The sequence below is a fragment of the Wolbachia endosymbiont of Mansonella perstans genome (assembly GCF_020278605.1).
Lineage (GTDB): Bacteria > Pseudomonadota > Alphaproteobacteria > Rickettsiales > Anaplasmataceae > Wolbachia.
In genome coordinates this window covers 1-14,989 of sequence record NZ_JACZHU010000011.1, presented here as the reverse complement: position 1 = coordinate 14,989, position 14,989 = coordinate 1, and the positions used below count along the sequence as shown (strand labels likewise).

Sequence of the window (14,989 nt, the reverse complement as noted above, 5' to 3'; positions counted from 1 at the left end):
TCTCAATTAAGGTATTTACAGCTATATTATTTATGATAACATAGGTAAAATTTTTAAAAATAGTTAATGGGTGTGGTGAATGATAGAACACATAAATGAGGTAAATAACATAAGCTTTGGTGAGATGTATGAGCCTTTATTTCCCTCTAGAGAAAAAAGAACAGGAACACGGATAGATTGGGAATCAGCATTTCTTCAACAAGAAATATTATTAAAGAATGTGAAGAATAATGCAATATTACCAGAGATCAGTCATTCCCCTTCAAAAGGAAATCAACTAGAGGAAGTAGGAACAATGTTAGATGACATAGAAAATGACAAACATATAAGGAAGAAAAGACAACGCAGCTAAAGTAAAGATTTAAAAACAGTAGTAAAATAAGGGAATTAAAATAAAAGCATGCTCACCACTTAATTGATAAAGAAATTTTTATAAACTTGGCAGCGACTTACTCTCCCTTTGCAAGTACCATCAGCGCTAAAAAGTTTCACTTCCGAGTTCGAGATGGGGTCGGGTGTTTCATTTTTGCTATAGCCACCAAGTTAATAAAAACCTCTAGTTCAATAAATTAAATCTAATATTTAACACTGCATATGCACATATAGAAAGCAAATAAATCAATCAGGCTATTAGTACTAGTTAGCTTCACATGTTACCATGCTTCCACACCTAGCCTATCAACGTGGTAGTCTTCCACGGCCTTAATTGGGAAATCTTTTTGAAGAGGGTTTCTTGCTTATATGCTTTCAGCAATTATCCCATCTATACATAGCTACCCAGCAATGCTATTGGCATAACAGCTGGTACACCAGAGGTATATCCATCTCGGTCCTCTCGTACTAGAGTTAGATCTTCTCAAATTTCCTTCACCCACGGCAGATAGAAACCGAACTGTCTCACGACGTTCTAAACCCAACTCACGTATCACTTTAATCGGCGAACAGCCGAACCCTTGGGACCTTCTCCAGCTCCAGGATGTGATGAGTCGACATCGAGGTGCCAAACGGTATCGTCGATATGAACTCTTGAACACCATCAGCCTGTTATCCCCGGCGTACCTTTTATCCGTTGAGCGATGACCTTTCCATACAGAATCACCGGATCACTATGACCGACTTTCGTCTCTGCTTGGCTTGTCAGCCTTGCAGTCAGGCAAGCTTATGCCATTGTACTATCAAGCTGATTTCCGACCAGCTCTAGCTTACCTTCGCACGCCTCCGTTACCTTTTAGGAGGCGACCGCCCCAGTCAAACTACCCACCATACAATGTCCTAGTTCCAGGTAATGAAACATAGTTAGGTACCAAAAATCTAAAGGGTGGTATCTCAAGGTTGACTCCATTACAGCTAGCGCCATAACTTCAAAATCTCCCACCTATCCTGCACATTACATTTTTAATAACAATGTAAAGCTATAGTAAAGGTGCACGGGGTCTCTTCGTCTAACCGCGGGTACCCCGCATCTGCACGGGGAATTCAATTTCGCTGAATTGATGTTGGAGACAGTGGAGAAATCGTTACGCCATTCGTGCGGGTCGGAACTTACCCGACAAGGAATTTCGCTACCTTAGGACCGTCAGTGTTACGGCCGCCGTTTACTGGGGCTTCAATTTGGAGCTTGCACCCTTCCTATTAACCTTCCAGCACCGGGCAGGCGTCAGACCCTATACTTCCACTTACGTGTTTGCAGAGTCCTGTGTTTTTAGTAAACAGTCGCTACTCCCTATTTTGTGCCACCTACTAATAGTTGCCTAAAAGCAGGTTACCCTTCTTCCGAAGTTACAGGTATAATTTGCCGAGTTCCTTCAACATCATTCTTTCAACACCTTAGTATACTCTACTCATCCACCAGTGTCGGTTTACGGTACGGCCTCATGAATATAAGTGCTATTTCCTGGAGCTTCTTTTAAGCATAGATCAATCCAATCAGACCTATACAAATACAAAACCCGTCACACTTAAGAGGTTCAGGAATATTAACCTGATTTCCATCGACTACTCCTTTATGAACTCGCCTTAGGAACCGACTAACCCTACGCAGATTAACTTAACGTAGGAACCCTTAGATTTTTGGTGAGAGTGTTTTTCACACTCTTTTACGCTACTTATGTCAGCATTCTCACTTCTGATATCTCCAGCAGTTTTCACAAACTACCTTCATAGACTTACAGAACGCTCCGCTACCGCACATATTGATCGGAATCAATAAGCACCCACATCTTCGGTATACAGCTTTAGCCCCGGTACATTTTCAGCGCAGAAAAACTTATTTAGACAAGTGAGCTGTTACGCTTTCTTTAAAGGATGGCTGCTTCCAAGCCAACCTCCTAGCTGTAATGATTTTTCTACTTCCTTCCCCACTTAGCTGTAATTTTGGGACCTTAGATAGTGATCTGGGTTGTTTCCCTTTTCACCACGGACTTAGCACCCGCAGTGTGTCTGTTATATAATTAATTATTGGTATTCGGAGTTTAGTTAGATTTGGTAAGACGGTGAGTCTCCCTAGTCTATCTAGTGCTCTACCCCCAACAACATACATATAACGCTCTACCTAAATAGATTTCGCGGAGAACCAGCTATTTCCAAGTTTGATTGGCCTTTCACCCCTAATCACAACTCATCCAATAATGTTGTAACATTAACTGGTTCGATCCTCCAGTATGTTTTACCACACCTTCAATCTGGTCATGACTAGATCACTTGGTTTCGGGTCTAATCCATAAAACTAAAACGCCCTATTCAGACTCGCTTTCGCTATGCCTACACCTAACGGCTTAAGCTTGCTCTATAGATTAACTCGCTGACCCATTATGCAAAAGGTACGCTGTCACTCTAATGTAAACCAACTACAAGATTGCTCTTGTAGCGAAAACATAAAGCTCCAACTGTTTGTAAGCACTTGATTTCAGATTCTATTTCACTCCCCTCCCGGGGTTCTTTTCACCTTTCCCTCACGGTACTCGTTCACTATCGGTCGTTAAAGAGTATTTAGGCTTGGAGGATGGTCCCCCCATATTCAAACAGGATTTCACGTGTCCCGCTTTACTCGAGGATTTAAAAACTTTCTACTTATACAGGACTATCACCTTCTATGGTTACTCTTTCCAGAGTATTCTAATTCTTATTCTTAAACCGCTAGCCTTTTCCGCTTTCGCTCGTCACTACTAACAGAATCTCAGTTGATTTCTTTTCCTTTGGTTACTTAGATATTTCAGTTCACCAAGTTTGCTTTGCATATTGATTTAACATGCAATAACTAGCTCAACTAGTTAGGTTTCCCCATTCGGAAATCTGCGGATTAAAACTTATTGACAATTCCCCGCAGCTTATCGCAGCCTGTCACGTCCTTCATCGCCTTTTAACGCCAAGGCATTCATCAAGTGCTCTTAAATAATTTATTTACTCGACTATATGCAGAATATGCAGAGTTAAATATTATTGAAATTGAATTAAGATTAAATTAATCTCTACCATAAAACTTGTCAAACATCTAAAAACCAAATTAACTTCTTACATGTTAGGAACTAATGAGCAATGTGTCAACGCTTTTTTACAAAAAATATTTCTTATATTAGCAACAAATAATATACTTGTAATCCTAAGTAGGTAAAATTTATAATTTAGGTGAGTGTTAAAGTACAATTATATACAATTTAAAGATCAATGAAAAAAATATTCCATAATATAAAATGCTTTAAAAATCAGGTCTACTCAAAAATGGTAGTAAGCGCCAAGGGTACCTAAAATATGAAAGGCAAATTACCCTTTATAAGTGTTATTTTAAGTTTTATTCGCAAGTTAATCGGTATGTTTAATATTAAGAAGGCCAAACAATTTGCTGTAAATCAATACAATAACCTCTATAAAAAAGCAACAGCATTTTTCGAAAAGTCCAAAAACCTATTAAACACCAACATTGAAATCGGTTTATATCACTTCTATAAGGGTCACATACCAGATGCAAAGCTAAGATTTTGGTTGATCAGCATATTCTATTCCAACTTACCCGTAGTTTGGTATAACATTGGAAGGTGTCATTTTGCAATGGGAAATATTAACAAAGCCCATACCTATTTGACAAAGACACTAAAACTAGACAGTAACTATGAAGAAGCTTCTTATTACATAAACAAAATGACAAACCCTGCGTCGATCACAAAATTGCCTAAAAACCTCATAAAACAATATTTTGATTACATTGGCGAGTATTTTGTTGAGCATTGGTTAATCGCTAAACAATACAGAGGACATGAACTTGCGCACATGGTAATTACAGAAATCTTTAATAACTCTACTTCTGCACTCAACATACTTGATCTTGGTTGTGGAACTGGAATATGTGGTCATTTCTTAAAAATACACAATACTGGAAATTGCATAACAGGAGTTGACATTTCAAACAGAATGCTAAATATTGCCAGAGGATGCTTTATAAAGGGTAAACCTGTTTATAATGAATTAATACATATGGAAATGACAGATTTCCTTAAACAAGAAAGAAATTATTTGTATGATGTCATTATTTTTGCCGAAGTGTTACATTATCTACATGACTTCCAGGCAGAATTGGAACTAGCAAAAGGATCTATGAGCAAAAAAGGAGTAATCATATGCTTAATAAGAAGAAAGGAAGGTGAAGGCATTGATTTTGTAAATAAAGGAGATTACTTTTGCCACTCAGAAAGTTATGTCCAACACGTTGCAAAAGAAATAAATATGCAAATAAGTTATATAAGTTACTGTAAAATATATGGAAGTCAGGTTAATGGTATCTTGTTTGCGCTACAGCATCCACAAAAAAAATCGAAGAGCTCAGCTTAAAGATCACTATTGCTCAAAGCAGTATCTATACACAATAAAATATGAAGAGGAATTTTATGAGTAATATCACTATTAATCACGAAAAAAATGGTAAATTAACTAATTTTGGAAAAGCAGTTCTATCGGATAGGTATCTGATGGAAAATGAAAGTTATCAAGATCTTTTCATACGCATTGCCAGCTATTATTCTGATAATAAAGATCATGCACAGCGTCTTTATGACTACACGAGCAACTTGTGGTTCATGCCTTCAACACCAATACTTAGCAATGGTGGTACCAAAAGAGGGTTACCCATCTCTTGTTTTCTCAATGAAACTGAAGACAGCTTGCAGGGAATAGTTGATTTATGGAATGAAAATGTCTGGCTTGCTGCACGTGGAGGAGGCATAGGTAGTTATTGGGGAAATCTACGTTCAATTGGTGAAAGTGTAAAGGGCAGCGGTAAAACATCTGGAATTGTACCATTTATTGTGGTGCAAAATGCTCTAACGCTTGCAATCAGTCAAGGGTCCTTAAGAAGAGGAAGTTCAGCAGTTTACCTTCCTGTATCTCATCCAGAGATAGAAGAGTTTCTTGATATACGCAAGCCAACGGGAGGTGATCCGAACCGTAAAGCATTAAATATACATCATGCCGTGACAGTAAATGATAAATTCATGCAAGCTGTTGAGAATGATCGAGAATGGGATTTGATTAGTACTCATAACAACAAAGTTATCTCAACCGTCAAAGCACGTGACATATGGATCAAAATATTAACAGCGAGAATTGAAACTGGAGAACCTTACATTATTTTTCTTGATGCAACAAATAATAATAAGCCAGGGTCTTACAAAAAACTCAATCTAGACATCAAAATGTCAAATCTGTGCAGTGAAATCATTTTAACTACAGGTTACGATCATCTAAACAAATCTCGTACTGCTGTGTGTTGTCTATCATCAGTGAATCTTGAATACTACGAAGAATGGAAAGACAATGAACTTTTCATAGAAGATATAATGCGTTTTCTTGACAATGTGTTAGAGGATTTCATAAATAAAGCACCAAACGAAATACAGCGAGCAAAATATTCTGCAATAAGAGAGCGTAGTATCGGTCTTGGTGTTATGGGCTTTCACTCATTTTTACAAAGTAAAATGGTTCCTTTTGAATCAGTAACAGCACAACAGTGGAATAAAAAAATATTTAAGTATTTACGTGAGCAGGCAGATATGGTTTCTAAAAAATTAGCAGAAGAAAAGGGAGCATGTCTTGACGCTAAAGAAATCAATCTAATGGAAAGATTTACACATAAGCTTGCTATTGCTCCAACTGCCTCAATTTCCATTATTGCAGGCAATACTTCCCCCGGAATAGAACCATATGCAGCAAACGTATTTACACAGAAGACACTAACAGGTTCATTTGTAGTGCGAAACAAATTCTTACAAAAACTATTGGCAGAAAAAAATCAAGACAATGATAAAATATGGTCCTCAATCTCAACAAATGAAGGTTCCGTACAGCACTTAGATTTTCTTAGTGAACATGAAAAATTGACATTCAAAACAGCGTATGAGCTTGATCAAAGATGGATTATAGAACACGCAAGCGATAGAACACCTTACATTTGCCAATCTCAATCAGTAAATTTGTTTCTACCTGCTAACGTACATAAACGTTACTTGCATAAAATACACATGCTTGCTTGGAAAAAAGGCCTAAAAAGTTTATATTACTGTAGATCACAGTCAATGCAGAGGGCCGACAAAGTTTCGCACGACATATTAAAAAAAAGTGAAATATTGCAGCAAAAAACAAATATCGATTATGATGAGTGTTTGTCATGTCAGTAAATGCTACATAGAGATCCTTATGAATTTCTAAAGTCTATTCCAAAAGACAAGTCTATAATGTGCCTTGACATGGGAGAAAAGCAAATAGGTATAGCATTCAGTGATAAAACGCAGCTCATAGCCACAGCTCACAGTGTATACCACAGAAAAAATGTAAGTAAAGATTTAGGTTATTTAAACAGGACATTCAAAGAAAATGAAGCTGGGTCAATAGTAATGGGATTACCACTGGAAATAGAGAAGCAAAAAAGTGAGTGGTGCGAGACCATAATCCAATTTGCAAACAAAATGATAAAAAAATATAAGGTAAGTATATATTTACAAGATGAAAGCTTGTCAACGTCCATTGCGGCTCATACACTAAAGATTACTGGAGTACCAATCACAAAATCGAAAAAAATAGATGATAAAATTGCTGCATGTATTATTCTACAACGAACGTTAGACAAGATAAATACAATTAAATAGTTTCTTTTCAGCACGTAACATACAACTGTATGAACTTATATCGCAAAGGTAAAGATACTAGGAACTTAAAACTAATAAATTTAAAGAAAACTTCTCTTCATTATAATCCTAATCATAGCCAGATATATGAAATTCTCAGTAGATGTTGTAATATAACAAATCTCAATGGTAAATTAAAAAGTCTCCCTGCGATAAGAGGTTTAGCGAATTTATTATGTATTTTGTTTGATAACGAGAGTTGATATAATCTTTATGCTTAAGAAATTTACCAAAAAAAAGGCAAAAGAAACCCTGTTAGCTAGTTATTTACTATCTATCTTTTAAATTGGCATTTTTTTATTGTCTTAAACGCTTTAACAAACACATTTTAGCTTATACTAGGTAAAAACCTTGAAAGTTTATAAAGGCATGAGGTGCACACAGTGCAAAAAATTAAACAATAGTACGCCAAGTACATTGAGTTTTTTTGTTGTTTAATCTGTATGGGTTGAAGATAAATAATAGCTTCAGTGTTATAATATTGGAGGAACTTTCAAGTAGTTTTTTTCGTTTCTATTGGGTAACACGGATAAGCCCAAACGCCATCATGTCTTTAGAAGAGTTTACATGGAGGCTCTTAAGTTAACAACATTGGCTAAAGGTACGTTACTGCTTACGAAATTTGCACTCCTTGCCTTGTAGAAGATTTTCAATATTTTTGTGGTGCTTTAAAAAAACTAATACTGCCACGATCAATAGAGTAAAAAATAAGTCTTTTTGAAAAAAAAGGGATATCGCAACAATTGCTGCAGTAGCCATTAAGGAGGCAAGAGAGGAGTATCGAAAGATAAAAAATACTGCTAGCCAAACAAATATAAACACTAATGCCATATGAATACTAAGTGCTATCAAAATCCCCAAAGTTGTTGCAACCCCCTTCCCTCCACTGAATTTTAACCATACAGGAAACATGTGCCCTAGGACTGCTAACATTGCGGATGCACATATGTAAAAGCTACCACTACCAAAAAATTGTTGCGCTATATGAACCGCGATGAATCCCTTCAAGGAGTCCAGAAGTAAAGCAAGAGCAGCAAGTTTTTTATTCCCTGTTCTTGCAACATTTGTAGCTCCGATGTTTCCAGAACCTACTCTTCTTAAATTTATTCCTTTTATCCTTATAATGATTAAGCTAAACGTTATTGAACCCAACACGTAGGATAACATAAGAACTATATACTTCTCCATCGTAACAAAAATCTAGCTAATCTTGTTATCTCTCAGCCTCCTCAGGTAGCATTGAACTTCATCGTTAATCTTACTACTAAACAGCATAAGTGCTGTCATGTTGATGAGAGCCAAACAAGAGAATAAAGCTCCACCGATATTGGCAATAGTCATTATATCCTTAGAAAGACCGGAGAAAAACGCCACAATTATTACCGCTATGCGATATATCACTATACTCTTTGCACCAAACAAATATAGCCATCCCACTTCACAGCAATACACAAACGAAATTACTGAAGAAAACGCAAACAAAGGTGCAGCTATTGTCAAAAGTATAGGAAACCAAGAAGAAACTGTTTCAAATGCCTTTTGAGTAATCAATATCCCTTCGCCAACACCAGCCTGATACGCACCCGTTATAACTATTGTTATCCCTGTCAAACAACAAATTAACATTGTATCAAAGCATGGTTCTATCATTGCAACTAGTCCAGTTCTAACTGGCTCTTCATCTTTAGCTACTGCATGTGTAATTGAAGCAGAACCAACACCTGCTTCACTGGCAAAAATCGCTCTTTGAATTCCAGTAACTAATGTTCCAACTACTCCTCCACCAACGGCATTGAAATCTATCATATTGGAAAATAACATTTTAAATGCGTTGCTAAAGTTGTGAATATTAAATGCGATTATAATGACACAACTAAAAATATATACGAGTGACATAATAGGCACCAGCGCGAAAGATACCCTGGCTATTCTCTTAATTCCACCTATGATTACCAGAGCAAGTAATGCGGAAATTATAGAAGAAAGAAACCAAGGATGACTATCCACCCAATTTGAATAACCAGATAATATTGAAACCATTTGGTTGGTTTGAAACGCTACACTTCCACCAAGGCCTGATAACACAAAAAACACTGCATATACCGCAGCTAATACAACACCAAGTTTCTTAAATCCAAATTCCTCTAGTCCATTTCTTATGTATTGAAAGGGACCGCTAAATAATTGCTCCTGATCTTCTGTTGTTCTGTGCCTAAATGCTAAAGTCACTTCGGCAAATTTTGCTGACATACCAAAAAAGCCTGTAATCATCATCCAAGGCACTGCTCCTGGTCCTCCCATTGAAACTGCAATTGCAACACCAGCAACAGTTCCAAGGCCAACCGTACTTGAAAGTGCTGTTACAAATGCCTGAAAATGCGTAATGTGGCCATCGTGATGATTTGTGTCATATTTTCCACACAAAATAGCAAACGCATGTTTAAACATTCTGATGTTGAGAAATCGAAAACGCAACGTCAGAAATACATAACCGAACGCTAACAAAAGAATTATAAATGGAACGTAGAAAATCTTGAAAAACAACACCTCATTCATGAAATTGTTTATTCCACTTAATACAGCGCCATAGTTTTCGTAAAAATCCAAAGCAGCGTGCGCATTATTAAACAATAGGCAAAATAATACCGCACAAAGCAATCTATAAATCATGTTTAATACCTTTTAGAATTGTAATAATAATTTATTGTGTTCGAGACTTCCCTTTTCAGTAGATATATTGCAACAGCATTTGGAATTATAAGACACATAAAAAAACTGTCGCCTAAATAAGACATAAATTTTATACTTTTTGACATATAACTGATATACGCCGAACCCACTTATAAGAACTTGGAACAATATCAGTACTTTTTGCTACCAAATAAGTACAGCAAGGCAACTTCACAATAGTAACGATAAGCTATTATTGTGGAAAATGCAAAGGAAAACATTATCAGCGGAAGAACTAGCTTGCTAAATAAAGGCAAGGCTGTTGAAAATACCTGCTAACCAATGTAATAAGTATTATGCATACCAGTGATAATTATCACAATACCAGTCAAGAATGAAACTAATATTGTATCTACAAGTGGTGCAATCATTGTAACACTTCCAACTTTAATGGGGTCTTCCTCTTTCACAGATGAATGCACCATTGCCGCTGTTCCGGTACCTGCTTCATTATAGCAAATACTGATCTTCTAACTCCGGCTATTAACCCACTCAGCACCCCACCTCCTATGGATGATTTGTTAAAGATATCTTGGAATATTGTAGATAAAGCATTCAACAGATTACTTCCGTTTACATAGATTAAATACACACACATGCCTATATACAATATTATCGTAATTGGTGCTAAACCTGTTGAAACGAAAGCAATTCGTTTTATTCCTCCCAGTATTACAATTAAGACAAGTAACAATATAATAATAGACGCGTTATATTCAAAGAGATTGTTTGACAATGTTGCAATTTTATTTGCCTGAAATGGTATGACATCTAAAATTATTGCAATAAGTAACATAATTGCATAAGTGAATGCAAGAAATTTACCAGTCCTAACAAATCCAATCTTAGCAAGCCCGTATCTCATGTAATAAAAAGCCCCGCTAGTTGAGTTTTTAGAGCGATAATTGAATGCAAGCACCACTTCGGCAAATCTTATTATCGACATACCAAGTATTCCAGTAATTATCATCCAAAAAATTGCACTTGGGCCCCATATTGTGATAGCTATGGCAACTCCTGATTTACCTCAAGACCAACCGTTCCTAAAATTACTGTTGCGAACGCTTGAATATAAGTGATTATACCATCATTATGATTACATTTTAGGTTAAATAGCGTTTGTATTTCATGCTTGAACAACCTAAAGTTAGTAAATTTGAACTGAACCGTATAAAAAACTCCAGTTGCAATTACCCAAATAATTATAAATGGAATGTTAAATATTCTTACGTACAGAAATGAATTTAATAGTTTACTTATTTTTATAACCATGCTACTTACCACTTTTTGTTACAATCTTTGGCTAACGAGCTTTATAGGTGTAATATATGTAGAGCCCAATGCTTACTGGAATAGTCAGTGTATATATTACACCTAGAATTGGTAGAGTAATCCAAGGCTTACTGACAAAAAATACGATAAATACTCCAAAAAGTGACACAAATATATAGTACAGGCTCCTAGGAATATAAATGTACTTTGCAGAGAAAGTTGGAATATGGCTGACTGAAAAAAATGAAATAGCTAAAAAGTAACAAGCCGTATTTCTTATGTTAAAAAATTGCTCCATAAAAAGTAAGTTTTCACTTTCATGAGATTGAAAGGTAATGATTATTGGCAATAAAGAAAGTAAAGCACATATCGGTGCTGGAACACCAGAAAAGAAGAATTTTTCCCAGTCAAGTTGTTCTGCATTCAACGATACATTAAACCTTGCAAGTCTTATCGAAATGCAGATAACATATATCATTACTAATATCCACCCTATAACTTTAATTCCCTTTAACTTCCAAAAATATAAAAGAAATGCAGGTGCTGCACCAAAATTTAGAAAATCTGCAAAAGAATCAAGCTGCGCTCCAAAATCACTAGTTGATTTTAAAATTCTCGCTATTCTGCCATCCATTCCATCTATAATTGCTGCAATGATAATAAAAATTACCGCAAACTCCCACTGTTCATTAAATGTAAATTTAATCGAAGTAAGACCAGAGCATAAACCCAATAAAGTTATAAAATTTGGGAATAACTTGGCAATAGGTAAAGACCTACTGCTACTGCCATTACTGCTCATATGACATCAAAAGTAAGCTTCTCTTGAGCACTTTCCTTATTCAAATTTGCTATAATTGTTTCACCGCCAACAACAGTTTGCCCTTCTGAGACTCTTATTTCTACATCAGTAGGAACGTAAATATTTACCCTGCTGCCAAATCTTATAATCCCAAACCTTTCACCTGCTTTTACGTTTTGAGATGCTCTTAAATTACAAACGATACGACGTGCAATTAACCCAGCTATTTGCTCTACAATAATTTCTTTTTCCTTTCCATACTCAACCACAATAACCTGTTTTTCGTTTTCGTTACTATACTTATTGCTCATTGCAGACACGAACTTGCCTTTCTTATAGTGCATTTCCTTTATTGTACCAGATATTGGTATACGATTCACGTGCACATCCAAAATGCTTAAGAATATGCTAACAAGCGTGAATTTCTTTTCTTCTTCGTCTTCTGTTGATAAAGAGTAACTCACCTCTTCAATTTTTGAAATCACACCATCTGCAGGGCTTAGCACAAGGTCTTTATTGCCTGGAACAACCCTTACTGGGTCGCGAAAGAAATAAGTGCACAATAACGTTGGAAACAAGCATGTAACGCCAAAACCCCAAGATATAGAGAACGCTATACATGTTACTATAAAAGAAATTACTATAAACAAATAACCTTCCTTGTTTACATTAGGTAAACTAAAACACATAATCTTAATAACGATAACCTACTATTAACAACTTATCATTTATCACTCCTCATGGGAAGTTTTTTTTTACGCTTCAAAAAGCTTTTTGATATGAGCTAATATTGTAAACGTTATATTATAGCCAAAGCAGCTTAGATTCATCAACGATTTGATATCCTGCTCTTCATTGCAGAATCTATATGAAGATACTGCAGCAGTAAGACGATTGCGTCCAACACAAACTTCAGCTAGATTAGAAAACTGATTCTTCTAAAAGCTGCTCGCTTTCTTCTTCCATCGCAATAGAGTTAATGCGATTTCTAAATAAATCTCTAATTTTGGTTTCTATCTCATTTGCAACTTCCTTGTTTGTCTCGAGGTAATTTTTTACATTCTCCCTTCCTTGTCCAAGACGTGTGTTATTGTATGAATAATAAGCACCTGCTTTTTCAAGCACACCAAGTTTTGCTCCTATATCTATCATCTCTCCGAGTCTTGATATGCCTTCATTGTACATTATATTAAACTTTGCTTCTCTAAATGGAGGAGCGACTTTATTTTTTACAACTTTAACTCTCGTTTCATTGCCCGTGATATTTTCTTTATCCTTTATTGCACCGATTTTTCTTATATCAAGCCTTATAGAAGCATAAAATTTTAACGCATTCCCACCGGTGGTAGTTTCAGGGTTTCCATACACCACTCCTATCTTCATACGAATTTGATTAATAAATATTAATATACAATTCGCTTTTGAAACTGCGGAAGTTAGTTTCCTGAGCCCATGACTTAGAAGTCTCGCTTGCAATCCCATGTGTTGATCACCCATATCTCCTTCGATTTCAGCTCTTGGAGTTAATGCTGCAACAGAGTCAACAACTATCACATCAACTGCACCAGAACACACTAAATACTCAACGATATGTAACGCTTGCTCTCCAGTATCTGGTTGTGAGATTACCAAATCATCAGTGTTTACTCCAAGTTTACGGGCATATATGACATCCAATGCGTGCTCTGCATCGATAAATGCACATAACCCTCCCTTTTTCTGAGCTTCAGCAATTACATGCAAAGCAAGAGTGGTTTTACCAGAACTCTCAGGACCAAATATCTCAATTATACGTCCTTTCGGCAATCCCCCAACACCTAGGGCTGAATCAAGCGCAATTGACCCTGTAGATATTGTATCTATCTTCTCTACAGGATTCTGCTTTAGTTTCATTATAGCGCCTTTACCGAATACTTTTTCAATCTGACTTATTGCGTTATCTAGCGCTCTTTGCTTATCATTATTTCTTTCCTCTGGGTTGCTTGCCATAGGCCATTTATTAATTTGTATAAACTTCATGATAATCGAACATGAATAACCTGCCAAGGGTTTTTTAATAATGAAGAACGTTGACGATTTAGAAACAAAAAATTACTTGACAAGTTCCTCCAATATTATAACACTGAAGCTATTATTTAGCTTCAGTCTGTATAGATAAAACAACAAAGGCTCAATGTACTTGGCGTACTGTTATTTAATTTTTTGCACTATGCGCACCTCGCCTTTGTAAATTTTCAAGGTTTTTACCTAGTATAAGCTAAAATGCGTTTGTTAAAGCGTTTAAGACAATAAAAAAAATGCCAACTTAAAAGATAGATAGTGAATAACTAGCTAACTGGGTTTCTTTCGCCTTTTTTCTGTTTAGTGAATCTCTTAACATTTAAATTTAGGTCAGTTGAGGTTTAAAAGCAGCTAGATTAGACGTTTAGAATAAAAAAACGCTAATTTATAAAGTTAATATGAATTACTAGCCACCAACTGGTTTTTTTTGCCTTTTCTCTTATTCGGTAAATTTCTTAAATATTTATTAGTAAAGCAGCATCATAAATCCTAGTGTCAGCTACTTGGATGACAAGAAATGGAGCTACTTAGTTGACAGGAAAAGGGCTATTTGGATAACACCCACAATTTTGCCATTACCAGTGCTTGACACACAGCTGTGCAAAACATTGTGCTACTGGAGGGCGTCATGTCAGTGCTTGACACTGGCAATCCGAGAATTTTATTAAGTTGGTGAGTATAAAAGTAGCTGTTTTATGTTAAAATACAATATTTTGATGATCATGGGAAAGGCTGGATCCCAGTGTCGGAGCACTGGGATGACGCCGTCTGTTACGCAAATTACCTGCTAATTGCAACGTCCGTACAACTGTGTGTCAAGCACTGGCATGACACCCTTCCGGTGAGGTTCGCTCTCAAACTATAATGTTCGTACAGTTGTGCTTCACACACTAGAATGGTACCACCTGCAAGAATATATTCAAGAGAAGAAGGTCAGTTGTTATATCATTTTTAT

At 36.1% G+C, this 14,989-nt stretch carries 9 protein-coding genes, 2 rRNA genes and 1 pseudogene; 4 read left to right on the top strand and 8 right to left on the bottom strand.

The annotated features are described in order from the left end of the window. Positions 1 to 79: 79 nt before the first annotated feature. Complete coding sequence (locus IHO13_RS01230; RefSeq protein ID WP_225537904.1) at positions 80 to 352, top strand: hypothetical protein; 273 nt, start codon at positions 80 to 82, stop codon at positions 350 to 352. 84 nt (positions 353 to 436) lie between these two features. On the opposite strand, the gene rrf is transcribed toward IHO13_RS01230, so the two are convergent. Both rrf and IHO13_RS01220 read right to left on the bottom strand, forming a co-directional pair. Beyond that, positions 437 to 543 (bottom strand): 5S ribosomal RNA (gene rrf, locus IHO13_RS01225). Positions 544 to 609: 66 nt separating this feature from the next. Continuing rightward, a 23S ribosomal RNA gene (locus IHO13_RS01220) occupies positions 610 to 3,401 on the bottom strand. 346 nt (positions 3,402 to 3,747) lie between these two features. Between IHO13_RS01220 and IHO13_RS01215 the strand changes: the two genes are divergently transcribed. The 3 genes from IHO13_RS01215 to ruvX are packed head-to-tail and all read left to right on the top strand — an operon-like array spanning position 3,748 to position 7,130. Beyond that, the gene (locus IHO13_RS01215; protein WP_225537903.1) at positions 3,748 to 4,821 is read left to right on the top strand and encodes a methyltransferase; all 1,074 of its coding nucleotides are present in this window, start codon (positions 3,748 to 3,750) and stop codon (positions 4,819 to 4,821) included. A 56-nt stretch (positions 4,822 to 4,877) separates the two neighbouring features. Then, on the top strand, positions 4,878 to 6,662 hold the full coding sequence (locus IHO13_RS01210; RefSeq protein ID WP_225537902.1) for a ribonucleoside-diphosphate reductase subunit alpha: 1,785 nt from the start codon (positions 4,878 to 4,880) through the stop codon (positions 6,660 to 6,662). Then, positions 6,663 to 7,130 (top strand): Holliday junction resolvase RuvX, encoded by a 468-nt coding sequence (ruvX, locus tag IHO13_RS01205; RefSeq protein WP_225537901.1) that lies wholly within the window; start codon positions 6,663 to 6,665, stop codon positions 7,128 to 7,130. A 645-nt stretch (positions 7,131 to 7,775) separates the two neighbouring features. On the opposite strand, the gene plsY is transcribed toward ruvX, so the two are convergent. The 6 genes and pseudogenes from plsY to recA all read right to left on the bottom strand — a co-directional run bounded on the left by plsY (position 7,776) and on the right by recA (position 13,962). Beyond that, a complete protein-coding gene (plsY, locus tag IHO13_RS01200; protein WP_225537900.1) occupies positions 7,776 to 8,357 on the bottom strand; it encodes a glycerol-3-phosphate 1-O-acyltransferase PlsY in 582 nt (193 codons plus the stop codon). A 12-nt stretch (positions 8,358 to 8,369) separates the two neighbouring features. Beyond that, on the bottom strand, positions 8,370 to 9,839 hold the full coding sequence (locus tag IHO13_RS01195) for an alanine/glycine:cation symporter family protein (protein ID WP_368666865.1): 1,470 nt from the start codon (positions 9,837 to 9,839) through the stop codon (positions 8,370 to 8,372). Between the two features lie 2 nt (positions 9,840 to 9,841). Then, positions 9,842 to 11,171, bottom strand: a pseudogene (locus IHO13_RS01190) (alanine/glycine:cation symporter family protein). Positions 11,172 to 11,202: 31 nt separating this feature from the next. Continuing rightward, positions 11,203 to 11,973: a CDP-alcohol phosphatidyltransferase family protein gene (locus IHO13_RS01185; protein WP_225537898.1), complete on the bottom strand. Its 771-nt coding sequence runs from the start codon at positions 11,971 to 11,973 to the stop codon at positions 11,203 to 11,205. After that, entirely contained in the window at positions 11,970 to 12,662 is a 693-nt protein-coding gene (locus tag IHO13_RS01180; RefSeq protein WP_225537897.1) for a phosphatidylserine decarboxylase, read from the bottom strand. The genes IHO13_RS01185 and IHO13_RS01180 overlap by 4 nt, the downstream gene beginning before the upstream one ends. Positions 12,663 to 12,894: 232 nt before the next feature. Then, on the bottom strand, positions 12,895 to 13,962 hold the full coding sequence (recA, locus tag IHO13_RS01175; protein WP_225537896.1) for a recombinase RecA: 1,068 nt from the start codon (positions 13,960 to 13,962) through the stop codon (positions 12,895 to 12,897). Positions 13,963 to 14,989: the final 1,027 nt, after the last annotated feature.